We start from the raw sequence: 22,985 nt of genomic DNA, 5'->3' as shown, positions 1-22,985 counted from the left end.
GTCAGCGCTCGGTGACCCGACCGTCCGCGACGACGAGCTCCCGGGAGGTCGCGACCGCCGACAGCATCCGCCGGTCGTGCGTGACGAGGAGCAGCGTGCCCGGGTAGTCGGCGAGAGCCGACTCGAGCTGCTCGATCGCGGGAAGGTCGAGGTGGTTGGTCGGCTCGTCGAGGACGAGCAGGTTCACTCCCCTGGCCTGCAGCAGCGCGAGGGAAGCACGGGTCCGCTCCCCCGGCGACAGCGTCGACGCCGGTCGCACGACGTGGTCGGACTTCAGCCCGAACTTCGCCAGCAGCGTCCGGACCGGCTCCGGCGCCATGTCCGGCACCTGCGCCTGGAAGGCATCGACGAGGCTGTCCTCGGCCTCGAACAGCCGCCGCGCCTGGTCCACCTCGCCGACCACGACGCCGGGGCCGAGGAAGGACTCCCCCGACGACAGCGCCAGCCGGCCGAGCAGGGCGGCCAGCAGGGTCGACTTGCCGGCGCCGTTCGCGCCGGTGATGGCGACCTTCTCCGCCCAACCGATCTCGAGGTCGACCGGGCCGAGCGTGAAGTCCCCCCGGTGTACGACGGCCTGCCGCAGCGCCGCGGTGACCGCACCGGAGCGTGGCGCCACCGCGATCTCCAGGCGCAGCTCCCACTCCTTGCGGGGCTCCTCGACCTCCTCGAGCCGTTCGAGCGCCCGCTCCGACTGCCGCACCTTCGCCGCCTGCTTCTCACTGGACTCGGCACGGAACCGGCGCACCGACTTGTCGGGCTCCTTGTCGATGCTGCGCCGGGCGTTGCGCACGCCCTGTGCCGCCCAGCTGCGCTGCATCGTGGCCCGCGCCTGGAGCTGGGCGACCGTGCCGGCGTACTCCTCGTAGGCCTCGCGGGCGTGGCGCCGGGCGATCTCGCGCTCCTGCAGCCACGACTCGTAGCCGCCGCCGTACACGTTGATCGCGCGCTGGTGCAGGTCGAGCTCGACGATCCGGTTGACCGTGCGGGCGAGGAACTCGCGGTCGTGGCTGACGATCACCGCCGCGACGCCGAGGCCGGCCACGAACCGCTCCAGCCGCTCGAGGCCCTGCAGGTCGAGGTCGTTGGTGGGCTCGTCGAGCAGGAAGACGTCGTAGCGCGAGAGCAGCAGGCTGGCCAGGCCGGCCCGTGCGGCCTGGCCGCCGGAGAGCGAGGCCATCGACTGGTCGAGGTCGACGGCGAGTCCGACATCCGCCAGGACCGCGTCGGTGCGCTCGTCGAGGTCGGGCGCGCCCAGCGCCAGCCAGCGCTCGAGAGCCTCGGCGTAGGCGTCGTCGGCGCCCGGCTCCCCCGCCTCCAGCCTGCTCGTCGCGAGGTCGAAGTCGGCCTGCGCCGCCGCCACGCCGGTGCGCCGGGCGAGGAAGGCCCGCACGGTCTCGCCGGCGCGCCGCTCGGTCTCCTGCGGCAGGTAGCCGATCGTGGCGGACGCCGGCGCGAGCGTGATCGTGCCGCTCTCCGGCGCCAGCTCTCCCGCGAGGGTGCGCAGCAGGGTCGACTTGCCGGCACCGTTGGGTCCGACGAGGCCGATGACGTCGCGGGGCGCGACGACCAGGTCGAGGCCGCTGAACAGGGCGGTCGCGCCGTGGCCCGCCGAGAGGCCGGCGACCTTGACGGTCGCTGCCATCAGAGCCCGGCGACCCGCGGCAGGACGGACGTCACCAGCTCGGTGGTCCACGCCTCCGGGTCGTCGGACGCCGGCATCGCGGTCGCGAGGGTGACGCCCAGGGCGGCGTACTCCTCCATCTCGCGGGCGAACCGGTCGGCCTCGCCGACCGGGTCGCCCATCCAGAGGATCGTCTTGCGGATGGCGTCGTAGTCACGGCCGAGGTCGTCGCAGTGGCGGCGCAGGACCTCCAGCTTGTGGGCGACGCCCGGCACGCCCTCGCCGGTGAAGAGGTTGCAGGCGTCGGCGTACTGGGCGACCATCCGCAGGGTCTTGCGCTCCCCCTGTCCGCCGATCATGAGGGGGACCCGCCCCCGCACCGGCCGCGGGAGGCAGATCGTCTCGGCGAGGTGGAAGTGCTCGCCCTCGAAGGGCCCGTCGTCGTCGCTCCACATCTGCTCGGCGACGCGGATCGTCTCCTCCAGGCGCTCGAACCGCTCGGCCAGCGGCGGGAACGGGACGCCGAGCCCGCGGTGCTCGCGCTCGTACCAGGCGGCGCCGAGGCCCAGCCACGCCCGCCCCCGCGACAGCACGTCGAGCGAGGACACCACCTTCGCGAGCACGCCCGGGTGGCGGTAGGTCACCCCGGTGACGAGCAGCCCGAGGTGGACCCGCTCGGTGCGGGCGGCGAGGTAGCCGAGTGCGGTGTAGCCCTCGAGCATCGGCTCGAACGGCCCGCCGAAGTCGACCATCTGGAAGTGGTGGTCCATCAAGGTCACCAGCGCGACGCCGCCCTCGTCGGCGACGCGCACCGACGCGTCCAGCCGGTCGACCAGCGTCGTCTGCCAGTCGGGGTGGGAGAAGGTCGCGTAGTGCAGGCCGAGGTCCATGGCATCAACCTAGCCCGGAGGCACTCAGGCTCCCTGCGTACGATGCGGGCCATGCGCACTCGCCTGCTCGCCGGTGTCCCGGCCCTGCTCCTGCTCGCCACCCTCACCGCGTGCAACGACGACGGTGACGAGACCGCGACGGACAGCTCGTCGGACACGTCCTCCAGCGAGTCGGGCAGCCCGAGCGACCCGGTCGCCACCGAGACGAGCGAGGGCGCCCCTGCCGGCGGTGCCTCCTGCACCTACACGCCCGACGGGTCCGACAGCGACGCGACGCCCCCGCCGGCGAAGGCGGCCTACTCCGGCAAGGTCGGCGCCACGGTCACCACCTCGATCGGGAAGCTGGGGTTCACCCTCGACGCCGACGCGGCGCCGTGCACGGTCAACTCGTTCCTGTCGCTCGCCGAGCAGGGCTACTACGACGGCACCAAGTGCCACCGCCTCACCGTGGCCGAGGGCTTCAAGGTCCTGCAGTGCGGGGACCCGACGGGCACCGGCGCCGGCGGGCCGGGCTACTCCTTCGCCGACGAGCTCACCGGCCAGGAGACCTACGGCGCGGGCACCCTCGCGATGGCGAACGCCGGCCCGGACACCAACGGCTCCCAGTTCTTCATCGTGTACGGCGACACGGGCCTCACGCCCGACTACACCGTCTTCGGGACGGTCGACGAGGCCGGCCTGAAGGCGATCGACAAGGCCGCCGCGGCGGGCGTCACGCCGGCCAACGGCCCCGAGGACGGTGCGCCGGTGACGCCGGTCGACATCGAGTCGGTCAAGAAGGACTGACCGCGAGGTCGACGCCGGTCAGGTCCACCGACCTCTCCCAGAGCCGGTGGGCGAGGACCTCGTCGTCGACCTTCCGCGACATCCGCGCGGGCGCGGGCCAGCCCCACAGCTCGGTCCGCCCGTGCGGGCCGATGTAGGTGCCGCCGGCGACGTCGGTGGTGGCGGCGTACACGGTGCACAGCGCGCCGCGCCACGCCGGCATGCCGACGAGCAGGTGACCGTAGTGGCCGATCGCGGTCACGACCGGATTGCCGGTGCTGCTGGTGATGCCGGTGGCGCTGGCGCCCGGGTGCGCGCCCACGGCCCTCAGCGGTGAGCCGGCCGCGCGCAGGCGGCGGTCGAGCTCGCGCATGAAGAGCAGGTCGGCGAGCTTCGAGTCGCCGTAGGCGGCGAAAGCGCGGTAGGGCCGGCGCTGCCAGCCCAGGTCGTCGAGGTCGATCCGGCCGGAGCGGTGCTCGCGGGAGCTGACCACGACCACCAGGTCGGTCAGCAGCGGCAGCAGGCCGAGGGTCAACACGAAGTGGCCCAGGTAGTTGGTCGCGAAGTGCATCTCCACGCCCTCCGCCGACAGCGCGTGCGGCACCCCGAGCACACCCGCGTTGTTGACGAGCACGTCGACCGGCCGGCCGTCGTCGACCATGCCGGCGACGAACGCACGCACCGACGCCAGGTCGCTGACGTCGACCTGCCGCACCTCCACGCGCCCCTTGTCGTGCCCGGGCACGGTGCGTGCGGCGGCCTCCGCCTTCTCGACGCTGCGGCACGCCATCACGACCTCGGCGCCCCGCGAGCCGAGGATCCGCGCGGTCTCCAGGCCGAGGCCCCCGTTGGAGCCGGTGATGACGAACCGCCGTCCCTGCTGGGGAGGCACCTGGGTCCACGGACGCATGGCGGACAGGCTCCCATACGCTGGCCGGATGAGCAGCGAGAACGGACCCGCCAGCCTCACCCGCGCCGAGGCGGAGCACCGCGCGAACGGCCTCACCGTGACGTCGTACGACGTCGAGCTGGACCTGTCGCTGGCCGACGACACCTTCTCCTCGCGCACCACCATCCGGTTCGCCAGCTCGTCCCTGCGGACGTTCGTGGAGGTCAAGCCCACCGCGCTGCACTCCGCCGTGCTCGACGGTGCCGCGCTGTCGCCCGACAGCCTGGAGCGCGGCCGGCTGCCGCTGGACCTCGCCGCGGGTGAGCACGAGCTCGTCGTGGAGGCGACGATGGGCTTCCGCAACGACGGCGAGGGCCTGCACCGGTCGGTCGACCCGGCCGACGGGCTCGCCTACGTCTACGGCATGTCCTTCATGGACGCCGCCCCGACGGTCTTCGCCTGCTTCGACCAGCCCGACCTGAAGGCGCCGTACACGATGCGGGTGACCGCCCCGGCCGACTGGCTCGTGCGCGGCAACGCACCGGCGCGCGACGTCGGCACCGACGGGACCACCCGCCAATGGCTGATGGGCCCCACTCCCCCACTGGCGACCTACTTCGTCACGGTCGTCGCCGGCCCGTACCACCTCCTCGAGGACGCCCACGACGGGATCGGCCTCGGCCTCAGCTCGCGCCGCAGCCTCGCCGCGACGCTCGACCGCGAGGCCGGCGAGCTGTTCACGCTGACCCGGCAGTCCTTCGACGAGCTGCACCGGCTGTTCGGGATCCGCTACCCGTTCGGCGACTACCACCAGGCCTTCGTGCCGGAGTTCAACGCCGGCGCGATGGAGAACCCCGGCTGCGTGACGATCCGCGACCCGCTCCTCTTCGAGGGCGCGAGCACCCGCGCCGACCGCAGCTTCCGCGCCAACATCATCGCCCACGAGATGGCCCACCAGTGGTTCGGCAACCTCGTGACGCCGCAGTGGTGGGACGACCTCTGGCTCAACGAGTCGTTCGCCGAGTACATGGGCCTGCGCGTGATCACCGACGCCACCGAGTACGCCGACGGACCGCTCCACGACTCCTACGCACGCCGCTGCTGGGGCATCACCGCCGACTCCCGGCCGACGACGCACCCGGTCGCCGGCAACCCCGCCGAGGACGCACTGTCGGCCCTGCAGAACTTCGACGGCATCTCCTATGCCCGCGGCTCCAACGTGCTGCGCCAGCTGGCCGCACGGCTCGGCGACGACGCCTTCCTCGGCGGCGTGCGGGAGCACTTCGAGCTGCACCGTTTCGGCAACGCGACGATGCACGACCTCTTCGCCAGCTGGGAGCGCGCGTCCGGCGGGTCCGACCTGGGCGGGTTCGTCCGGGACTGGTTGCTCACCCCGGGCGCCGACCAGCTGAGGGTCGACCGTGCGGCGGGCGCCGTGCTGCGGACCTCGCCGGCGTCGTACCCGGCGGAGCGGACGCACCTGCTCGACATCGCCGTCCACCGCGACGGTCGGTGGGAGGTGGCTCCGCACCGGCTCGAGGCGGCGAGCACGCCGTTCGACGCCGGTGACGCGCCGGTGCTGCTCGACGCGACCGAGACCACGTGGGCGATCTGCCCGCCGGACGCGCTCACCATGGACGCGCTCCCCCGGCTCGCGCCGACGATGGAGGACCCGCGGCTGCGGGCGACGATGTGGAACAGCGTCCGGCTCGCGCTCTTCGACGGCGCGCTCACCCCCACGCAGGTGGCCGAGCTGCTCGTCGCGGCGCCGCCCGTCGAGGACACGGCGAGCAGCGCGCGTGGCCTGCTCTCGTGGGTCGGCTCGACCGCGCTGCCGCTCGCGCCCGACGGCACCGTCGAGCGCTACCACGCCGCTGTGCTCGACGCCCTCGGCCGCGCGACCCCGGGCTCCGAGCTCCAGCTCTCGGCGTTCCGCCACGCGCTGCTGTCGTCGCAGGACGTCGACCGCCTCGCCCGGTGGGCGGCCGGCGACGGCCTGCCGGACGGCATCACCCTCGACACCGACCTGCGCTGGCGCGCGCTCACCCGGCTCGCGGGGATCGGCGCGACCGACCGCGCGGCGCTCGACGCCGCGCTGGCCGACGAGCCCAGCAGCGCGGCCACGGTCAACCACGCCGCCGCCGTCGCCTCGCTCCCGACGACCGAGGGCAAGGACTTCGCCTGGGCCCGCGCCACCGGTGAGGTGTCCGTGCCCAACTACGAGATCGACGCGGCCGGTCGGGCCATGTGGCGCATCGACCAACGCGCCCTGACGCAGCCCTACGCCGAGGCCTACTTCGCCGACCTCGACGCCATCGTCGCCGCGCACCAGGGGTGGGTCCAGGGCACCGTCGTGACGGCCTACTTCCCGATCACGCACCTCGACGCCGCGACCGTCGCGGCCGGGCAGGCCGCGCTGCGACGGGACCTGCCCGGCGCCGTACGACGACGGCTGGCGGACGCCGTCGACGAGCTCGAGCGGCGGGTCGCGGTGCTGGGTTGAGGCTCCACGGCGCGCCCCGCGGGTTTGTGTCGGGCCCCGCTGTTTGACTGTTCCCATGGTCGTCCTGCTCGCTCTGCTCCTCGGTCTCCTGCTCGGCGCGGGGGTCGGCTGGCTGCTGCGCGCCGCGACCACACAGGCCGGCGAGCCGGCCGAGGTCGTCGAGGCGCGCCACCGCGCCGAGGTGGAGCAGCTCACCCGCGACCACGCCCTCGAGGTGGAGCGCGCGGTGACGAGGCACGAGACGGCGATGGCGGAGCTGCGCCACGAGCTCGACCGCGCCCACCTGCAGCACCACGCCGCCCTCGAGGAGGTCCGGGCCGGCGAGGCCGAGGCACGCGCCGAGGTGCGGGCGGACCTCACCGCGGCGTCGGCGACGGTCGACCAGCTCCGCGAGGCGCTCGACGCCGCCCGCCAGCAGCTGCGCAGCCTGCAGGAGCAGCAGCGCCAGTCCCAGCAGGAGCGCGAGCGCGCCGAGAACGGCCAGACCCAGGTGCTCAAGACCCTGACTCCCGTGGTCGAGCACCTGCGCTCCATGCAGACCAAGGTCGACGAGCTGGAGAAGGCCCGCGTGCGCCAGCACACCGAGCTCGCCACCCAGATCCAGCACACCCAGCGCTCCGTCGAGGAGTCCCGCAAGGCGGCGGACACCCTCGCCTCGGTCCTGAAGAACAACGCCGTCCGCGGCGCCTGGGGCGAGACGCAGCTCCGCACCCTCGTCGAGACGGCCGGCCTGCTCAACCGGGTCGACTTCGACGTCCAGCACTCCGTCGAGGCCGACTCGGGTGCGCGCCGCCCCGACATGGTGATCAACCTGCCCGGCGGCAAGCAGATGGCGATCGACGCCAAGGTCCCCTACAACTCGTTCATGGACGCCCAGCGGGAGGGCCTCGAGCCGGAGACCCGTCAGCGGCTGCTCGAGGACCACGCCCGCAAGGTCCGCGGCCACGTCGACGTGCTCGCGCAGAAGGGCTACTGGACCGGCCTCCCGGTCAGCCCGGAGTTCACGGTCGCGTTCATCCCCAACGAGCAGCTGCTCAACGCCGCGCTCGACGTCGACCCGTCGCTGATGGAGCACGCCTTCGGCCAGGGCATCGTGCTGGCCACCCCGACGAACCTGTGGAGCATGCTGAAGACGGTGGCCTTCACCTGGAAGCAGGAGGCCCTCACCGAGGACGCGCAGGTGCTCTTCGAGCTCGGCCAGGTCCTCTACCGCCGCATCCTCAAGCTCGCCGAGCACGTCGACAAGCTCGGTCGCTCGCTCCAGCGCAGCGTGAAGGATTACAACGCCTTCACCGGCTCCCTCGAGCGCTCGGTGCTGCCGGCTGCGCGCAAGCTCAACGCGGCCGACCCGGTCGCCACGATCCCGGCCCCCAAGGAGGTCGAGGACGTGCCGCGCGCGCTGACCAGCGGCGAGTTCGCCGCGATCGCCGACCTCGACCGTGAGGAGCTGACGTTCGACTTCGACGTCGCCGACGGCGAGGTCGTCGACGACGCCCAGGCCGGCTGAGCGGGCCCGGGAAGCTTTACCCGCCGGTCGCCATCCGTGCGACCTCCGGCGCCGAAGCGTGGGTGACAGCCCACTCTCGCTCCGGAGGTTCCCATGCGCGTCATCTCGTCCACACCCACGTTCGTCGTCGCGGCCGCGGCACTGGCCCTGTCCGTCGGCGGCACGTCCTGGGCGATGGCCCAGCAGGGGCCGTCGAACCCGGCCGAGTCCGGCCGCCCGGGCCAGGAGCGCTGGCTGCTCGTCAACGCCAACGGCGAGATCGAGGCCCAGTCGGGCGGCTTCACGATCGCTGCGGCGTACCCGACGCTGCCCAACACCTCGACGACCGGCGACAACTCGCTCCGGGCGGCCGGCAACGTCTACATCGACGCGGGCGAGGACGTGCGCGACAACGGCCTCGTCGCCACCATCGCCCTGCAGAACCAGGTCGACCAGAACGCCGACGGGATCACCAACGGCCGCGCCGCGGCTCCCGACGCCAACCCGGAGTTCTCCGGGGAGATCGCCGCGACCGTGTGCGGCCTGGCCGGTGTCGTCGCCTGCGCGCCGGCCGGCACCAACAACACCCGGCACTTCGTGGTGAGCCCGCGCAACAGCGACGGAACGGTCACCCAGCCGGGCGCCCGCAAGCGCTTCTACATCGTGCTGACGTCCGACTGACGGACCCGACAGCGCTCAGGCGCTGCCCTCGAGGCTGACCCCGCCGGACAGGTCGACCGTCCGGCGGGTGTTGGCCAGCGAGGTGACCGTCGCCGTCCCGAGCGAGCCCTCGCGGTCGAAGACCTCGGCGGTGCCGGCCGCGATGCCTGCGTGGGCGACGTGGTCGGTGGCGCGCAGACCGATCGAGATGCCGGTGGGCCGGCGCGAGAGCGCCAGGTCGATGTCGGTGTTGATGTACTCCACGCCGCCCGCACCCCAGTTGGTGACCATGCTGGTGGCGTCGGCGACCGAGGCCACGGCCTGGAACGGGGTGCACTCCTCGCCCTCCACGATCGGGACGGCGATGTGCCAGGTCTGGTGCCGGCCACCGTTCTGGTGGTCGCCGAAGTTGTCCGACCACGGGGCGTCGCTCGCGAAGATCGGGACGTGGTGCTCGACGTCGAGGGGAGCCAGCTCCAGCGGCGGCGGCGACGGCCGCTCCTCCGGCGAGGTCCACACCGCCCCGTCGGGCGAGGACGACGGCTGGAGGAAGGTGCCGCTCGCCCGGGCGACGACCTCGCCCTCCTGCTCGACCACGGCGTCGGCCAGCAGCAGCCGGGGACCTTCCCTGACCACCGTCGCTCGTGCCGTCGTCGGGATCATCCGGGCCGGGCGGAAGAGGTCGACGTGGTAGCGAGCCGGGACGAGCTCGCTGCGCCCGGCGTCGTCCACGGCCTTCTCGAGGGCACGCGCCAGCAGGCCGCTGACGGCGACCCCGTGCATCTGGTCCGAGCGCCAGAGGCTCTGCGCCAGCGGCAGCGGGACCAGCGCGTCACCCTCGTCGCGGAACCAGGCGAACTGGACGGCAGCGCGGCGAGAGCCGTCTCCGGCAGCTTGCTGCCCGGCCTGCGGCGGAGACGCGCTCGTCCCCGGTTCATAGAACGTGTTCTCGTTCATGGCCCCATCATGCCCGCTGGCCCCTGGGTGTGAGCAGCGGGCTCCCGGGGCAGGGTGCCCGCATGACCAGACTGGGATGGATCGTCGCCGGAGCCGTCGCCCTCGTGCTGCTCCTCGCCGGCAGCGTGACCGCGCTCGTCGTCGCCTCCGGCGGTGACCCGACCAGCGTCGAGGAGGTCGCCGACGCCGCGGTCGACGCCGCGGAGGACCTCGAGGTGGACGACGGGATCGACCTGCTCTGCGAGGCGCCGTCCGGGAAGGACCGCGCCGACCTCGAGAAGCTGATCGAGACGGTGCGTGACGAGACCGGCGAGGACGACCCCGACGCGACCTACGAGATCTCCGACGTCGAGGGCGACACCGAGGGATCGTTCACGGTCCGGGTGACCAGCGACGAGGAGCCCTACACCGACGCCGAGATCGCCGCGGTCGTGCACGTCGAGGAGCGGGACGGACGCTCGTGCATCTCCGGCTTCGACCCGATCAGCTGACCCGCTCCGCCGTCATCGTCGTCGCCGTCGCGACCTCGGCCGCGGCGTGGGCGGGCGCAGGCGTCGACCCCTGGTCGCTCGCGACCTGGCTCGCGGCCCACGGCGGGCTGGTCCTCGCGGTCGCGCTCGGCTGGGTGGTCCTCGCGCCGTTGCCGCTGGGGGCGGCGGCGCTGGTGGCGCGGCGCTCGCCGTGGCCGTGGATCGGCACGGTGACGGTCCACCTCGTCGTGCCGGTCGTGCTGCTCGCCCGCTTCCCGCACCTGCTGCCCGGCTGGGCGTGGGCCGTGGTCGCGCTCAGCGTGGCGGTCGGGCTCGCGTCCGTGGTCACGGCCTTCCCGGATGGCCCCCGGGGATCGTGACCGCCGGGTCGTACGGCGTGCGGGTGTAGACGAACGTCGCGCACTCCAGGCTGCGAACCGCGCCCGTGTCGGCATCGCGCCGGACCAGCAGCCGTTCGCCGCGGTGGTAGCCCTCGGCCCCGACGAAGGCGCCGTCGACGTCGACGAAGCGCTCGTGGAGCTCGGCCGTGCGCAGGTCGCGGGCCACCAGCTCACCGCCGGTCCACTCGAAGGCGAAGCCCGTGTTGCCCCAGAACCACAGCCCGAGCAGCTCGGCCACCTCGCCCGGCAGGGGCGGCAGCGAGGGGAACCACGGCTGCGCCACCGGCGCCGCGACGTCACCGAGCAGCGTCGCCGGCACCTGCTCGGGCCGCAGGCCGGTCGTCGCGTTGGCGAGCGCGACGACGGCGTCACGGGTGTCCCGGTCGACGAAGAGCGAGGCCTGGAAGCCCGGCATCGAGCCGGTGTGGCCGACCATCGTCCGTCCGCCGACGTGGAGCACGCGGAGGCCGAGCCCGTAGGCGTCGGCCGGAGCGACCGGCGCCGCCATCTCCGCCAGCGTGGACGCGGAGAGCACGTCGCGATGGCCGGAGGCCAGGAAGTCGGCCCACCGCAGCAGGTCCGCGACCGTGCTCCACAGCTGTCCGGCGGGCGCCATGGCGCCCGTGTCGGTGTGCGGCTCGGCGCTCAGGGTGTGGGCGAAGTGGTCGACGCTGCGGCCGGGCGCGTGCTCCGCAGGAGGGTGGTACGACGTCGCGCCCATCCCGAGCGGGACGAGCAGCCGCTGCTGGACGACCTCCCACCAGGGTGCGCCGCGCAGCCGGGCCACGACCTCGCCCAGCAGCGCGAAGCCGAGGTTCGAGTAGTGGTAGTACTCCCCCGCCGCAGCCACCCGCCCGGATCCGTCGTTGGCGGCGAGCAGCTCGGCGACACCGCCGCCGTCCACGCGCTCCCACCACGGTCCGACCGGCTCGCTCTGCAGCCCGCCCGTGTGCGCGAGGAGCTCGCGCAGCGTGGCGTCGGGGTACCCGCACTCGGGCAGGAATCGCCCCACCGGGTCGGCGAGGTCGAGCAGGCCCTCGTCCCGCAGCTGCAGGACGAGGACCGCCGTCAGGGTCTTGGTGATCGAGCCGATCCGGTAGGCGGAGTCGACGCCGACCCCGGGCAGCGCCGAGGAGCAGCCGGACCAGACCGGCTCGCCCCCGCGCGCCACGCCCGCCACGACCGAAGGCAGCCGGCCCGCGCCCTGGAGCGCGGCCAGCCGGTCGTCGTACACGGTCATTCGGCGTAGGCGTCCATCGGCGGGCACGCGCACACCAGGTTGCGGTCGCCGTAGGCCTGGTCGATCCGGGCGACCGGCGGCCAGTACTTGTCGGCCGCGCCGGCGAGGCCCGCCGGGAAGACGCCGACCTCGCGGGAGTAGGCACGGTCCCACTCGCCGACCAGCGCGCGGGCGGTGTGCGGGGCGTGGTGCAGCGGCGACGCGTCGACGTCCCACTCCCCCGCGGCGACCCGGTCGATCTCGCCCTTGATCGCGATCATCGCGTCGCAGAACCGGTCGAGCTCGGTGAGGTCCTCGGACTCCGTCGGCTCGACCATCAGCGTGCCCGCGACCGGGAACGACATCGTCGGGGCGTGGAAGCCGTAGTCGATGAGCCGCTTGGCGACGTCGTCGACCGAGACGCCCGTCGCTGCGGTGATGCCGCGCAGGTCGAGGATGCACTCGTGGGCGACCAGCCCGGACTCGCCTCGGTAGAGCACCGGGAAGTGCTCGCCCAGTCGGGCCGCGACGTAGTTGGCGGACAGAACCGCGACCGCGGTCGCACGGGTGAGGCCCTCAGCGCCCATCATCCGGATGTAGGCCCACGAGATCGGCAGGATGCCGGCGGAGCCGAACGGCGCGGCGCTGATCGCACCGGTGCCCTCGCGCCGGTCGGCGTCGGGGTGCAGCGGGTGCGTCGGGAGGTACGGCGCCAGGTGCGCGCGCACCGCGACCGGGCCCACGCCCGGGCCGCCGCCACCGTGCGGGATGCAGAACGTCTTGTGCAGGTTGAGGTGCGAGACGTCGCCGCCGAACTTGCCGGGCTGCGCGTAGCCGAGCAGCGCGTTGAAGTTCGCGCCGTCGACGTACACCTGGCCGCCGTGCTCGTGGACGATGTCGCACAGCTCGGTGATGGTCTCCTCGTAGACGCCGTGCGTCGACGGGTAGGTCACCATGATCGCGGCGAGCGTCTCGGAGTACTGCTCGCACTTGGCCCGCAGGTCCTCGAGGTCGACGGTGCCGTCGTCGGTCGCCTTCACGACGACGACCTTCATCCCGACCATGACGGCCGAGGCGGGGTTGGTGCCGTGGGCGGACGACGGGATAAGGCAGACGTCGCGCTGGCCCTGGCCGTTGGCGCGGTGGTAGTTGCGGATCGCGAGCATGCCCGCGAACTCGCCCTGCGCGCCGGCGTTCGGCTGGATGGAGACGCGGTCGTAGCCGGTGGCCTCGGCCAGCCAGCCCTCGAGCTGCTCGATCAGCTGGCGGTAGCCGTCGGCGTCCGCGGCCGGGACGAACGGGTGGAGGTTGGCGAAGCCGGCGAGCGAGATGGGCTCCATCTCGGTGGTCGCGTTGAGCTTCATCGTGCAGGAGCCGAGCGGGATCATGCCGCGGTCGAGCGCGTAGTCGCGGTTCGAGAGCCGCGCGAGGTAGCGCAGCATCGAGGTCTCGTTGTGATGGGTGTTGAAGACCGGGTGGGTCAGGAACTCCGTGGTCCGCTCGAGGTCCTCGGGCAGCCCGGCGTCGCCCTCGGCCGACACCTCCGTCACCCCGAAGGCACCGAGGACGGCGGCGAGCGTGGCCTCGCCGGCGGACTCGCCGAACGAGATGCCGACGGTGTCGCCGTCGACCGGCCGCAGGTGGATGCCGGCCTCACGGGCGGCCGTGACGACCGCACCGGAACGACCGGGGACGCGGACGTTGAGGGTGTCGAAGAAGGTGTCGTTGACGACCTCGATGCCGGCGGCCTCGAGGGACGCGGCGGCCCGGCGGGCGAGGCCGTGGATGTCGGCCGCAATCTCCTTCAGGCCCTGCGGACCGTGGTAGACGGCGTACATGCCGGCGGTCACGGCGAGCAGCACCTGGGCGGTGCAGATGTTGGACGTCGCCTTGTCGCGGCGGATGTGCTGCTCGCGGGTCTGCAGGGCGAGCCGGTACGCCGGGCGTCCCTCGGCGTCGACCGAGACGCCGACCAGGCGCCCGGGCAGCTGGCGCTCGAGGCCCTCGCGGACGCTGATGAAGCCGGCGTGCGGGCCGCCGTAGAACAGCGGGACGCCGAAGCGCTGGGCCGAGCCGACCACGACGTCGGCGCCGAGCGTGCCGGGCGCCTCGAGCAGGGTCAGCGCGAGCAGGTCGGCGGCGACGACCGCGAGGCCGCCCCGCTCGTGGACCGCGTCGATGACCGGCTTGATGTCGGCGATCCGGCCGGAGGCGCCGGGGTACTGGATCAGCACGCCGGAGACATCGCCCTCGGGCAGGCCCTCGGTGAGGTCGGCGACCACGATCTCGATCCCGATGCCCTCGGCGCGGGTGCGCACGACGTCGATGGTCTGCGGCAGCGCGTCCGCGTCGACGACGAACGGGCCCGAGGCCTTGCGGTTCGCGCGGAACGCCAGCGCGACGGCCTCGGCAGCCGCCGTACCCTCGTCCAGCAGGGACGAGCCGGCGGTGGTCAGCCCGGTCAGGTCGGAGACCATCGTCTGGAAGTTGATGAGCGCCTCAAGGCGGCCCTGCGAGATCTCCGGCTGGTACGGCGTGTAGGCGGTGTACCAGCTCGGGTCCTCGAGCACGTTGCGGCGGATCACGGCGGGCGTCACGGTCGCGTGGTAGCCCAGGCCGATCATCGGCTCACCGGGGACGTTGGCCGCGGCCAGGGCGCGCAGCTCGGCGGCGGCGGTCTCCTCGTCGGCGGCCGCCGGCAGGTCGAGCTCCTCGCCGGACCGGATGGACTTCGGCACGGCCGCGTCCATGAGCGCGTCGATCGACGCGTAGCCGAGACGGTCGAGCATGGTCGCGACCTGGTCGTTGTCGGGACCGATGTGGCGGTTGACGAAGGGGGCACTCATCAGCAGGCAGGCTTCCTCGGGATCGAAAAGGATCGAGCCCTCCCCCTCTGTCGGCGCGTCGCTGCGCCTCCAGAGTTGCCTGCTCCGCACGGTCCGGGCGCCTGAGAGGTTCCGGGGAGGAATTGCCCCTTCGGCGCAGGCCCACGTCAGCGACGTGTCCTGACTCTCCCGTGCGGGATGAACAGCAGCTACAGGTTACAACGCCTAGCCGGCGTTCCTCGCAGCGCGACGCGCGGCGAGCTCGTCGCCGGCCACGTCCTCGGCCTGCTCGGTGTCGCTGGCGCTCTCGCTCGGCAGCTGGGCGAGGGTGCCCTCGATCTCGCGCCAGACACCGCCGATGGCGATGCCGAACACGCCCTGGCCGCCCTGCAGGAGGTCGATGACCTCGTCGTTGCTGGTGCACTCGTAGACCGAGGCGCCGTCGCTCATGAGCGTGACCTGGGTCAGGTCGTCGGTGCCACGCTCACGCAGGTGCCCGACCGCCGTACGGATCTGCTGCAGCGAGATGCCGGCGTCCAGCAGGCGCTTGATGATCTTGAGGATCAGGATGTCGCGGAAGCTGTAGAGGCGCTGCGAGCCGGACCCCTTGGCACCGCGCACGCTCGGCTCGATCAGGCCGGTGCGCGCCCAGTAGTCGAGCTGGCGGTAGGTGATGCCGGCCGCGTTGCACGCGGTCGGACCGCGGTAGCCCAGGTCGCTCGGCAGCGGGGAGACGTCGTCGGTGAAGAGCAGCCCCTGCTCCTCGGCGGCAGCGGTCGCCGCGGCCGTGTCCTGACCGACCTTCTCGGGCTGCTGCTCGTTCACGGGGTCCTCCGCAGGGGTTCGATCAGGTGGGTGATCAAGGGGTGGTCGCGCAGGCATTGCACGGCTGTCATTCGACTCTTCAAGGTACGGCGCCGATGACGGGCCGGTCAAAGACGTCGCCGGGCGTGTCGTCAAAAACCCTCAGCCTCAACTTGAGGCTGAGGGAACTCCCGTCACTGTCCTGCTTCGAAGTCCTCGGGCGAGACGTGGTCCAGGAACTCCCGGAACGCCTCGACCTCGTCCTCCTCCTCGGCCGGCGCCGAGATCCCCGCCTCGGCCAGGACCTCCTCCGAGCAGTAGATCGTCGTACCGGTGCGAAGGGCGAGGGCGATCGAGTCCGACGGGCGCGCGCTCACCTCGGCACCCGACGCCAGGACCAGCGTCGCGAAGAAGACGCCGTCCTTCACGTCGGTGATCCGCACCTCCGACAGCTCTCCCCCGGTCGCCGCGAGCAGGTCCCTCATGAGGTCGTGCGTCAGCGGTCGAGGGGGGACGACGCCCTGCTGGGCGAACGCGATCGCGGTGGCCTCCACGGCGCCGATCCAGATCGGCACGTAGCGGTCCCCGACGGTCTCGCGCAGCAGCACGATGGGCTGGTTGGACGGCATCTCCACCCGGACTCCCAGGACATCCACCTCGCGCATGCCTCAACACTACTCGGGGTGGGATGAGGTGGGAGTGGTGGCTGCGTGGGGGTCGCGCAGGTGTTGCGGTTTGGGACCAAACCGCAACAATCCAACGCCCGGAGCTGCAGTTCCTGCCCAATCCGCGGCCTCGCCGGATCCCCGCGACCCGCCGGCCCTCAGATCCGGCGCAGGCCCGCCTTGACCAGGGTGGCGTGCAGCCGCACGGACAGGGCGGCGATCTCGCTCACGGCCTCCTCGGCACGCGCGGCGGCGCCGGCGTCGCGGCCGCGGCGGGGGGCGACGACCTGCTGGATGAGCCCGACCTCGCGGTCGGCGGCCGCCCGGAAGCCGCGCAGGTGGCGGGGCTCGATGCCGAAGTCCGCCAGCTCGCTGGCGGTCTGCGCAATCACCAGCGCGTCGGTGTCGTAGTGCCCGGTCGCCGACGGCGTGATGAGGGCGAACTCCTCCAGCTGTGCGAGGAGGGCCTCGTCGATCTCGGCCACCTTGATGAGCTCCTTGCGCGATAGCCGCAGCTTGTCGCTGCGACGGAAGGACTCCGGTGCCGGCATGCCGTCGGAGCCGATGGCGACGGTCGGCACGGTCGGGACGACCGGCTCCGGCGCGGGCGGCTCGAGGCCGCGGTCCATCGCGTCGAGGTGCTCGCCGATGACCTTGAGCGGCAGGTAGTGGTCGCGCTGCATCCGCAGGATGTAGCGCAGCCGCGCGATGTCGGCCTCGGAGAACTTGCGGTAGCCCGCGGGGGTGCGCTCCGGCTTGATCAGCCCCTCGGACTCGAGGAAGCGGATCTTCGGGATGCTGATGTCCTCGAAGTCCGTGCGCAGTCGGTCGAGCACCTGCCCGATGTTGAGCAGGGGCTCGCGCTCGCCGCGGGCGACGGCAGCGACCACGGTCAGTGGCTCTCGTGGCCCGCGAAGAAGACCAGGCGGTACTTGCCCACCTGGACCTCGTCACTGTCCTTGAGCTGCGCCTTCTCGATGCGGTCGCGGTTGACGTAGGTGCCGTTGAGGCTGCCCGCGTCCTCGACGGTGAACGAGTCGCCCGACCGGCGGAAGACCGCGTGGCGGCGCGAGACGGTCACGTCGTCGAGGAAGATGCCGCTCTCGGGGTGGCGGCCCGCGCTCACCTCGTCGGCGTCGAGCAGGAACCTGCTGCCGGCACCCGGACCCTTCTGTACGACGAGCAGCGCGTGCCCGACGGGAAGGGCGTCCACGGCGGCCGCGTCGACGGCGCTGAGCGCCCGGTCCGAGGTCTCCACGCGGTCGGCGGGGAAGACGGCCTGGATCGTCGCGGTCGAGTCCGTCGCGACCGGCGCGGTCGCGTCCGCCTCGACGAGACGGGTGCCGCACTGCGAGCAGAAGCGGGCGTCGTCAGGGTTCTGCCGGCCACAGGCGGTGCAGAACGGCATCTGGAAACTCCTTGGGTCCGGAACGGGTACTACGAACGTACCGGATCAGCCGTCGAGCTGGGCCTCGTATCCGGCCGCGTCGAGAAGTCCGTCGAGCTCGTCGGGCGTAGCGGGCGCGACCTCGAAGAGCCAGCCGGCGCCGTACGGGTCGTTGTTCACCAGCTCGGGCGTGGCGTCGAGGGCCTCGTTGACGGCGACGATCTCGCCGGAGACCGGGGCGTAGACGTCGCTGACCGACTTCGTCGACTCGAGCTCGCCGCACGCGTCGCCGGCAGCCACGGTCGCGCCGACCTCGGGCAGCGACACGTACACGATGTCGCCGAGGGCGTCCTGGGCGTAGTCGGTGATCCCCACGCGGACCGAGCCCGCCGCCTCGCCGGGCTGGCGCAGCCACTCGTGCTCGACGGTGTACTTCAGGTCAGCGGGGTTCGTCATGGCGAGAAGGCTACTGCCCCTGCTCCGGCAGGGCGTAGCGAGGCTCTGCGCGAGTCGCGACCGCTTCGATGTCGACCGCCTTGAGCTCGCTGACCTCCATCGTGCCGCCGTCGTTCTCGATCTGCTTCTTCGGCCCGAGGGCGAAGGTCAGCGAGTCGGCGAGGACGCCGGGCTCGCCGATGGCGTCGATGACGTACGGCGCCTCGATCCGCTCGCCGTCGACGGTGAACCCGCCCTCGGTCTCCTCGAGCGAGGTCTGCGCCACGACCCGGATGGTGCCGTTGATGGCGATCGCCTCGGCGCCGACGGTCCGCAGCGCCTGGATGGTGTCGAGGAGGGAGCCCAGGCGCACCCGGCCCTCGTCCTCGGTGATCGTGATCCGCACGCCGGGCCCGGTCACGGGCACGAGGCCCGCGATGATGCTGAGCGTGTCAGCCTCGGCCTTGGCCTGGTCGAGCGCGGTCTGCCGCTTGGTCGTGTCGTCGCGCAGGTCGGAGGCGACTCCCTCCAGGCGGTCGATCTCGGCCTCGGCACGCTGGCGGGCACCGCCGAGACCGTCGAGGAGGTCGATCAGCTCCTGCTGGCGCAGGCCGGAGTACGTCGCGTCCGTGTCGGTGACCCTGATCTGGGTGACGCCGGCGAAGCCCACCAGGGCCATGAGCACGCCCGCGACCAGCTGCCGGCGCGAGGGACGCAGCAGCGCCCGCCGGAGTCGGTCGAGCGGCTCGTCAGGCATGGAAGACGTGCCTCCGGATGGCGGCGACGTTGGTGAAGATGCGGATCCCGAGCACGACGATCACGCCCGTCGAGAGCTGGCCGCCGACGCCGAGCCGGTCGCCGAGGTAGACGATGCCTGCGGCGATCACCACGTTGCTGAGGAACGAGACGACGAAGACCTTGTCGTCGAAGATCCCGTCGAGGTAGGCGCGCAGGGCGCCGAAGACGGCGTCGAGCGCCGCCACCACCGCGATCGGCAGGTAGACCTCCAGACCGGCCGGGACGTCGGGCTGGAACACCAGGCCGAGCACCACACCGACCAACAGTCCGAGCACCGCGATCACGGCGGGCCACCTCCCTCGACCTTGGGGTTCTTCTTCTGCTCCACGAACCGGAGCTTCCGCATGGAGGCCGGTGCGGCGGGCAGCCGCAGGTCGTCCTCCTTGTCCATCTTCCACGAGAAGCCGAACTGGTTGGCAACCGCCACGAACTGCAGGCCGCTCGGCGTGTCGACGAAGCGCGACGCGAGGGAGCCCTGGTCGCCGATCGCGAGGATCGTGTACGGCGGCGCGACACCGACGAGGTTGACCTCGATCGCGTCGCCGGAGGTGCTGATCGCGCCCGTGCCCGTCAGCCGCTGCCCGTTGATGGAGATCGCCTCGGCGCCGGCGGACCACAGCGCGTTGGCGATCGTCGCCAGGTCGGTGCTGCGGACCAGCTCGTTCTCGGCGGCGTAGGGCGAGTTGTCCACGGTGAGCCGCACGCCGTCGCCGCGCACGGCCTCGAAGCCCGTGACCGCGCCGAGGTTCGCGTGGTCGGCCTGCACGTCGGCGTACCGGGAGCCGAGCGAGCGCAGCGCGTCCTCGGCGGCGAGGTTCTCCTCGCGCAGCGCCGCCGCGGAGTCGCGCAGGTCGGCGAGCGACGCCCGGCGGGCCTCGATCCGGCCGATCAGCGCGCTGCGGCTCTCCTGGTCGACGTCCGCGTTCGCCGAGGTCTGTACGGCGGCGACGGTCACCAGCAGCGCGAACGCGGCCACCACGCCGACGACGCCGGCCCGCAGCGCCGGTCGTGCATGGGCCTCCGGCCCGCGCCGCGACGCCGCGACCTGGTAGTCGCGGTCCATCGCCTCCTGGGTGATGAGCGCCAGGAGCGGCGTCCGTGCCCGGTCGGCGGGCGCGGCCGGCGCGGCGGGCTCGGTGGTCATCCCTCGCCCGTGCGCGATCGTGGCTCGGTCGTCGCCAGCAGCTTGCGCACCTGCCAGGCGTAGAGGATCCCCGCCCACCAGTACAGGCCGACGCCCCACAGGGCGAGCGACCACCCGAAGACCCGGGCGAGGGTGGCGACCGTGCCCTCGCCGTCGCCGAGGAGGAGCAGCGGGAAGGCGTAGAGCAGGTTGAACGTCGCGGCCTTGCCGAGGAAGTGGACGGGCAGCGCGCTGTAGCCGCGGGTCCGCAGCAGCGGCACGAGCCCCCACAGGAGCAGGTCGCGCAGGGGCAGCGAGAGCGCCAGCCACCACGGGATGACGTCGCGCAGGGCGAGCCCCACGACGACGGCGAGGATGTAGAGGCGATCCGCGACGGGGTCCAGGAGCCGGCCCAGCTCGGAGGTCTGGTTCAGCTTGCGCGCCAGCCAGCCGTCGAGGAAGTCGCTGACACCCGAGACCATCAGGACGACGAGCGCCCAGACGTCCTCCTCGGGCCCGAGGACGAGCCACAGGAAGAGCGGGACGCCGAGCAGCCGCGACGCGCTGATCAGGTTGGGCAGTGTCCACACCCGACCGGACGCGCGCTCGTCCCGCGTCACCGCTTCACCCACGATCGACACCCTAGTGGTCTCATCCCGCCGAGACGTCGTCGGAGTGCGCCGCGTCGCGGATCTCCCCGACGAGCTCCTCGATGACGTCCTCCAGGGCGGCGACGCCGAGCGTGGTGCCGTCCGGCGCCACGACGCGCGCCATGTGGGCCCCGCGACGCTGCAGCACCTCGAGGGCGTCGTGCAGCAGCGTGTCGGCGGTGACGGTCGCGAACGGGCGGATCCACCGGTCGGCGACGGGGCGCTCACGGCGCTCCTCGTCGGGCTCGAGGACGTCCTTGATGTGGAGGTACCCGAGCAGCTCCGGCGGGCCGGCGGGGTCGTCGGAGACCACCGGGAAGCGGCTGAAGCCGGTCGCCGCGCACAGCGCCTCGACGTCGGCACCGGTCGAGCCGCGCACCACCGTGGCGAGCGAGTCGGGCGCCATCATCACCTCGGCAACGGTCTTCTCGGTGAACCCGAGCGCGCCGGACAGCCGGTCGTACTCGTCCTCGGCGAGCAGGCCCTCGCCGTGCGACTCCTCGACGAGCGCGGCGACCTCCTCGCGGGTGTAGGTGCTGCCGAGCTCGTCCTTGGGCTCGATCCGGACCAGGCGCAGGATGGCGTTGGCGATCGCGTTGATGGACACGATCAGCGGACGCAGCACCAGGACGATGCCGTACATCGGCGGGCCGAGGATCAGTGCGGCACGGTCGGGCCCGGCGATCGCGATGTTCTTCGGCACCATCTCGCCCAACACGACGTGCAGGTAGACCACGACCGTCATCGCGATCACGAAGGCGACCGGGTGCAGCCAGTCGTCCGGGACGTGGAGCTCGTGGAAGACGGGCTCGATCAGGTGGGCCAGCGCCGGCTCGCCCACCGCACCGAGGCCGAGCGAGCAGACAGTGATGCCGAGTTGGGCGCCCGCCATCATCTGGGAGACCTGCTCCATCGCGGTGAGCGTGATGGCGGCCATCCGCGAGCCGGCCTGGGCGCGCGGCTCGATCTGCGAGCGGCGCGCGGAGATCAGCGCGAACTCCGCGCCCACGAAGAAGGCGTTCGCTGCCAGCAGGACCACGGCGAGCAGCACGCCGGAGAAGTCACCCATCGGCCGGCTCCTCCTCCACCCGCAGCGACAGGCGGTCGATCCGCAGCCCGTCCATGTGGTCGACGGTCAGCACCGCACGTCGTACCGGGGCGTCCTCGTCGTCCCCCGGCTCCGTGAGCGGTACGACGGCCTGCTCCCCCGTCACCGGGATGCGGCCGAGCAGCTTCAGCACCAGCCCCGCCACCGTGTCGTAGTCCTCGCCCTCGGGCAGCTCCACGCCGGTGAGGTCCTCGACCTCGTCGGGGCGGAGCAGGCCGGACAGCGACCACGTGCCGTCACGGCGCAGGCGGCCGCGGCTGCCGAGCCGGTCGTGCTCGTCGGCGATGTCGCCGACGATCTCCTCGATCACGTCCTCCAGGGTCACGATGCCGGCATGGTCGCCGTACTCGTCGAGCACGATGGCCATCTGGAAGCCGTCGGCCCGCAGCAGCGCCAGCAGCGGGTCGAGCCGCAGCGAGTCGGGCACCACGATCGGCTTCGCCATCAGGTGCTTGACCTTCGTGGTCGCGCGCTCGTGCAGCGGCAGCGCGACGGCGTTCTTGACGTGCACGGTGCCGACGACCGCGTCGGTCTCGTCGAGCACCGGGAAGCGCGAGTTGCCCGACTCACGCGCCAGCGCGATGACCGCGCTCGCCCGGTCGTTGATGTCGAGGCTGCGGGTCCGGACGCGGGGCGTCATGATCTCCCCCGCCGTCCGGGTGCCGAACTCCACCGAGCGCTCCATCAGCTCGGCCGTGTCGGCGTCGAGGGTCCCCTCGTCGGCGGAGCGCTGGATGAGCGAGGCGAGCTCGGTGACGCTGCGCGCCGAGCGCAGCTCCTCCTGGGGCTCGATGCCGAGGCGGCGCACGATCGCGTTGGCGCTGCCGTTGAGGACGTTGATCGGGCCCTTCGCGGCGGCCGTGAAGGCGCGCATCGGCGCCTGGGTGAGCCGCGCGGTGACGTAGGGCAGCGAGATCGCGACGTTCTTGGGCACCAGCTCGCCGACCAGCATGGTGAGCAGCGTGCTGAGCACGAGGCCCGTCGCGACGGCCACCGGTCCGACCGCGCCCTCGGCGACGCCGGCGTCCTCCAGCGGCCCGCGGAGGAGCTCCGCGATCGCCGGTTCGGCGAGGAAGCCGATCGCGAGGTTGGTGATCGTGATGCCGACCTGGGCCCCGGAGAGCTGGGTCGAGAGGCTGCGCAGCGCCTTCTGCAGGCCGATCGCGGAGGCGTCACCGTCGGCGGCCGCGCGGTCGACCTGACCGCGGTCCACGGTGACGAACGCGAACTCGGCGGCGACGAAGAGCCCGCACGCGAGGACGAGGAGGATGGCGAGTCCCAGCAAGAGCCAGGCGGTCATCGAGGTCCTTCAGGAGGGGAACGGGAGCC

Annotated in this window: 23 protein-coding genes and 1 riboswitch; of the genes, 6 read left to right on the top strand and 17 right to left on the bottom strand. The window is 72.6% G+C overall.

From position 1 onward, the window contains the following. Window position 1: 1 nt before the first annotated feature. Window positions 2–1,642 carry an ABC-F family ATP-binding cassette domain-containing protein gene (locus BJ993_RS21895; protein ID WP_179651217.1) on the bottom strand — a complete coding sequence of 547 codons (1,641 nt, stop codon included), beginning with the start codon at window positions 1,640–1,642 and terminating at the stop codon, window positions 2–4. Continuing rightward, window positions 1,642–2,511, bottom strand: a complete 870-nt coding sequence (locus tag BJ993_RS21890) for an LLM class F420-dependent oxidoreductase (protein WP_179651215.1) — start codon at window positions 2,509–2,511, stop codon at window positions 1,642–1,644. The genes BJ993_RS21895 and BJ993_RS21890 overlap by 1 nt, the downstream gene beginning before the upstream one ends. A 51-nt stretch (window positions 2,512–2,562) precedes the next feature. Here BJ993_RS21890 and BJ993_RS21885 point away from each other — a divergent pair, with 51 nt between their 5' ends. Next, the gene (locus BJ993_RS21885) at window positions 2,563–3,297 is read left to right on the top strand and encodes a peptidylprolyl isomerase (protein ID WP_179651213.1); all 735 of its coding nucleotides are present in this window, start codon (window positions 2,563–2,565) and stop codon (window positions 3,295–3,297) included. On the opposite strand, the gene BJ993_RS21880 is transcribed toward BJ993_RS21885, so the two are convergent. After that, window positions 3,284–4,186, bottom strand: coding sequence for an oxidoreductase (locus tag BJ993_RS21880; RefSeq protein ID WP_179651211.1), 903 nt, complete (start codon window positions 4,184–4,186; stop codon window positions 3,284–3,286). The two genes, BJ993_RS21885 and BJ993_RS21880, sit on opposite strands and share 14 nt — an antisense overlap. 28 nt (window positions 4,187–4,214) lie before the next feature. Between BJ993_RS21880 and pepN the strand changes: the two genes are divergently transcribed. The 3 genes from pepN (at window position 4,215) to BJ993_RS21865 (ending at window position 8,835) form a co-directional block, all read left to right on the top strand. Next, window positions 4,215–6,668, top strand: coding sequence for an aminopeptidase N (pepN, locus tag BJ993_RS21875; protein ID WP_179651209.1), 2,454 nt, complete (start codon window positions 4,215–4,217; stop codon window positions 6,666–6,668). A 55-nt stretch (window positions 6,669–6,723) separates the two neighbouring features. Further along, window positions 6,724–8,175 (top strand): DNA recombination protein RmuC, encoded by a 1,452-nt coding sequence (locus BJ993_RS21870; protein ID WP_179651207.1) that lies wholly within the window; start codon window positions 6,724–6,726, stop codon window positions 8,173–8,175. Between the two features lie 93 nt (window positions 8,176–8,268). Next, window positions 8,269–8,835, top strand: coding sequence for a hypothetical protein (locus tag BJ993_RS21865; protein ID WP_179651205.1), 567 nt, complete (start codon window positions 8,269–8,271; stop codon window positions 8,833–8,835). A gap of 15 nt (window positions 8,836–8,850) precedes the next feature. Here BJ993_RS21865 and BJ993_RS21860 read toward each other — a convergent pair whose 3' ends face one another. After that, window positions 8,851–9,771, bottom strand: a complete 921-nt coding sequence (locus tag BJ993_RS21860; RefSeq protein ID WP_179651203.1) for an acyl-CoA thioesterase domain-containing protein — start codon at window positions 9,769–9,771, stop codon at window positions 8,851–8,853. Between the two features lie 62 nt (window positions 9,772–9,833). Between BJ993_RS21860 and BJ993_RS21855 the strand changes: the two genes are divergently transcribed. Both BJ993_RS21855 and BJ993_RS21850 read left to right on the top strand, forming a co-directional pair. After that, window positions 9,834–10,262: a hypothetical protein gene (locus BJ993_RS21855; RefSeq protein ID WP_179651201.1), complete on the top strand. Its 429-nt coding sequence runs from the start codon at window positions 9,834–9,836 to the stop codon at window positions 10,260–10,262. Continuing rightward, the gene (locus BJ993_RS21850; RefSeq protein ID WP_179651199.1) at window positions 10,232–10,621 is read left to right on the top strand and encodes a hypothetical protein; all 390 of its coding nucleotides are present in this window, start codon (window positions 10,232–10,234) and stop codon (window positions 10,619–10,621) included. The genes BJ993_RS21855 and BJ993_RS21850 overlap by 31 nt, the downstream gene beginning before the upstream one ends. On the opposite strand, the gene BJ993_RS21845 is transcribed toward BJ993_RS21850, so the two are convergent. The 13 genes from BJ993_RS21845 to BJ993_RS21785 form a co-directional block, all read right to left on the bottom strand. Next, window positions 10,587–11,882: a serine hydrolase domain-containing protein gene (locus BJ993_RS21845; protein ID WP_179651197.1), complete on the bottom strand. Its 1,296-nt coding sequence runs from the start codon at window positions 11,880–11,882 to the stop codon at window positions 10,587–10,589. The two genes, BJ993_RS21850 and BJ993_RS21845, sit on opposite strands and share 35 nt — an antisense overlap. Next, the gene (gene gcvP / locus BJ993_RS21840) at window positions 11,879–14,707 is read right to left on the bottom strand and encodes an aminomethyl-transferring glycine dehydrogenase (protein WP_179651195.1); all 2,829 of its coding nucleotides are present in this window, start codon (window positions 14,705–14,707) and stop codon (window positions 11,879–11,881) included. Before gcvP ends, BJ993_RS21845 begins: the two co-directional genes overlap by 4 nt. Before the next feature lie 79 nt (window positions 14,708–14,786). Next, window positions 14,787–14,888: riboswitch (glycine riboswitch) on the bottom strand. Window positions 14,889–14,911: 23 nt separating this feature from the next. After that, the gene (locus BJ993_RS21835; protein ID WP_036545626.1) at window positions 14,912–15,511 is read right to left on the bottom strand and encodes a MerR family transcriptional regulator; all 600 of its coding nucleotides are present in this window, start codon (window positions 15,509–15,511) and stop codon (window positions 14,912–14,914) included. Between the two features lie 173 nt (window positions 15,512–15,684). Continuing rightward, complete coding sequence (locus BJ993_RS21830; protein WP_036545624.1) at window positions 15,685–16,155, bottom strand: bifunctional nuclease family protein; 471 nt, start codon at window positions 16,153–16,155, stop codon at window positions 15,685–15,687. 158 nt (window positions 16,156–16,313) lie between these two features. Beyond that, window positions 16,314–17,045 carry a transcriptional regulator FtsR gene (gene ftsR, locus BJ993_RS21825; protein WP_051932266.1) on the bottom strand — a complete coding sequence of 244 codons (732 nt, stop codon included), beginning with the start codon at window positions 17,043–17,045 and terminating at the stop codon, window positions 16,314–16,316. Window positions 17,046–17,047: 2 nt separating this feature from the next. Next, window positions 17,048–17,563: an FHA domain-containing protein gene (locus tag BJ993_RS21820; protein ID WP_036545621.1), complete on the bottom strand. Its 516-nt coding sequence runs from the start codon at window positions 17,561–17,563 to the stop codon at window positions 17,048–17,050. A 45-nt stretch (window positions 17,564–17,608) separates the two neighbouring features. Continuing rightward, entirely contained in the window at window positions 17,609–17,998 is a 390-nt protein-coding gene (gene gcvH, locus BJ993_RS21815) for a glycine cleavage system protein GcvH (RefSeq protein WP_179651193.1), read from the bottom strand. A gap of 10 nt (window positions 17,999–18,008) precedes the next feature. Next, the gene (locus tag BJ993_RS21810) at window positions 18,009–18,734 is read right to left on the bottom strand and encodes a DUF881 domain-containing protein (RefSeq protein ID WP_036545617.1); all 726 of its coding nucleotides are present in this window, start codon (window positions 18,732–18,734) and stop codon (window positions 18,009–18,011) included. Continuing rightward, window positions 18,727–19,059, bottom strand: a complete 333-nt coding sequence (locus BJ993_RS21805) for a small basic family protein (RefSeq protein ID WP_036545614.1) — start codon at window positions 19,057–19,059, stop codon at window positions 18,727–18,729. The genes BJ993_RS21810 and BJ993_RS21805 overlap by 8 nt, the downstream gene beginning before the upstream one ends. Further along, window positions 19,056–19,919, bottom strand: coding sequence for a DUF881 domain-containing protein (locus tag BJ993_RS21800; protein ID WP_036545612.1), 864 nt, complete (start codon window positions 19,917–19,919; stop codon window positions 19,056–19,058). Before BJ993_RS21800 ends, BJ993_RS21805 begins: the two co-directional genes overlap by 4 nt. Then, window positions 19,916–20,530: a cardiolipin synthase ClsA gene (gene clsA, locus BJ993_RS21795; protein ID WP_179651192.1), complete on the bottom strand. Its 615-nt coding sequence runs from the start codon at window positions 20,528–20,530 to the stop codon at window positions 19,916–19,918. Before clsA ends, BJ993_RS21800 begins: the two co-directional genes overlap by 4 nt. Window positions 20,531–20,549: 19 nt before the next feature. Continuing rightward, window positions 20,550–21,617, bottom strand: coding sequence for a hemolysin family protein (locus tag BJ993_RS21790; RefSeq protein ID WP_179651191.1), 1,068 nt, complete (start codon window positions 21,615–21,617; stop codon window positions 20,550–20,552). After that, window positions 21,610–22,956, bottom strand: coding sequence for a hemolysin family protein (locus tag BJ993_RS21785; RefSeq protein ID WP_179651190.1), 1,347 nt, complete (start codon window positions 22,954–22,956; stop codon window positions 21,610–21,612). Before BJ993_RS21785 ends, BJ993_RS21790 begins: the two co-directional genes overlap by 8 nt. Window positions 22,957–22,985 lie beyond the last annotated feature (29 nt).

Origin of the sequence: Nocardioides aromaticivorans, assembly GCF_013408525.1 — a bacterium.
GTDB classification, from domain to species: domain Bacteria; phylum Actinomycetota; class Actinomycetes; order Propionibacteriales; family Nocardioidaceae; genus Nocardioides; species Nocardioides aromaticivorans.
Note: the sequence above shows the minus strand (reverse complement) of the source record. Positions and strands in the feature narration are given on the sequence as shown.

Coding starts and splice junctions, on each gene's coding strand:
- BJ993_RS21800 (WP_036545612.1), bottom strand. CDS start 19,919: ATGACCACCGAGCCCGCCGCGCCGGCCGCGCCCGCCGACCGGGCACGG.
- BJ993_RS21820 (WP_036545621.1), bottom strand. CDS start 17,563: ATGCCGTTCTGCACCGCCTGTGGCCGGCAGAACCCTGACGACGCCCGC.
- gcvP (WP_179651195.1), bottom strand. CDS start 14,707: ATGAGTGCCCCCTTCGTCAACCGCCACATCGGTCCCGACAACGACCAG.
- BJ993_RS21880 (WP_179651211.1), bottom strand. CDS start 4,186: ATGCGTCCGTGGACCCAGGTGCCTCCCCAGCAGGGACGGCGGTTCGTC.
- BJ993_RS21870 (WP_179651207.1), top strand. CDS start 6,724: ATGGTCGTCCTGCTCGCTCTGCTCCTCGGTCTCCTGCTCGGCGCGGGG.
- pepN (WP_179651209.1), top strand. CDS start 4,215: ATGAGCAGCGAGAACGGACCCGCCAGCCTCACCCGCGCCGAGGCGGAG.
- BJ993_RS21830 (WP_036545624.1), bottom strand. CDS start 16,155: ATGCGCGAGGTGGATGTCCTGGGAGTCCGGGTGGAGATGCCGTCCAAC.
- BJ993_RS21785 (WP_179651190.1), bottom strand. CDS start 22,956: ATGACCGCCTGGCTCTTGCTGGGACTCGCCATCCTCCTCGTCCTCGCG.
- BJ993_RS21810 (WP_036545617.1), bottom strand. CDS start 18,734: ATGCCTGACGAGCCGCTCGACCGACTCCGGCGGGCGCTGCTGCGTCCC.
- BJ993_RS21845 (WP_179651197.1), bottom strand. CDS start 11,882: ATGACCGTGTACGACGACCGGCTGGCCGCGCTCCAGGGCGCGGGCCGG.
- BJ993_RS21890 (WP_179651215.1), bottom strand. CDS start 2,511: ATGGACCTCGGCCTGCACTACGCGACCTTCTCCCACCCCGACTGGCAG.
- BJ993_RS21855 (WP_179651201.1), top strand. CDS start 9,834: ATGACCAGACTGGGATGGATCGTCGCCGGAGCCGTCGCCCTCGTGCTG.
- BJ993_RS21895 (WP_179651217.1), bottom strand. CDS start 1,642: ATGGCAGCGACCGTCAAGGTCGCCGGCCTCTCGGCGGGCCACGGCGCG.
- BJ993_RS21885 (WP_179651213.1), top strand. CDS start 2,563: ATGCGCACTCGCCTGCTCGCCGGTGTCCCGGCCCTGCTCCTGCTCGCC.
- BJ993_RS21790 (WP_179651191.1), bottom strand. CDS start 21,617: ATGGGTGACTTCTCCGGCGTGCTGCTCGCCGTGGTCCTGCTGGCAGCG.
- BJ993_RS21860 (WP_179651203.1), bottom strand. CDS start 9,771: ATGAACGAGAACACGTTCTATGAACCGGGGACGAGCGCGTCTCCGCCG.
- BJ993_RS21865 (WP_179651205.1), top strand. CDS start 8,269: ATGCGCGTCATCTCGTCCACACCCACGTTCGTCGTCGCGGCCGCGGCA.
- gcvH (WP_179651193.1), bottom strand. CDS start 17,998: ATGACGAACCCCGCTGACCTGAAGTACACCGTCGAGCACGAGTGGCTG.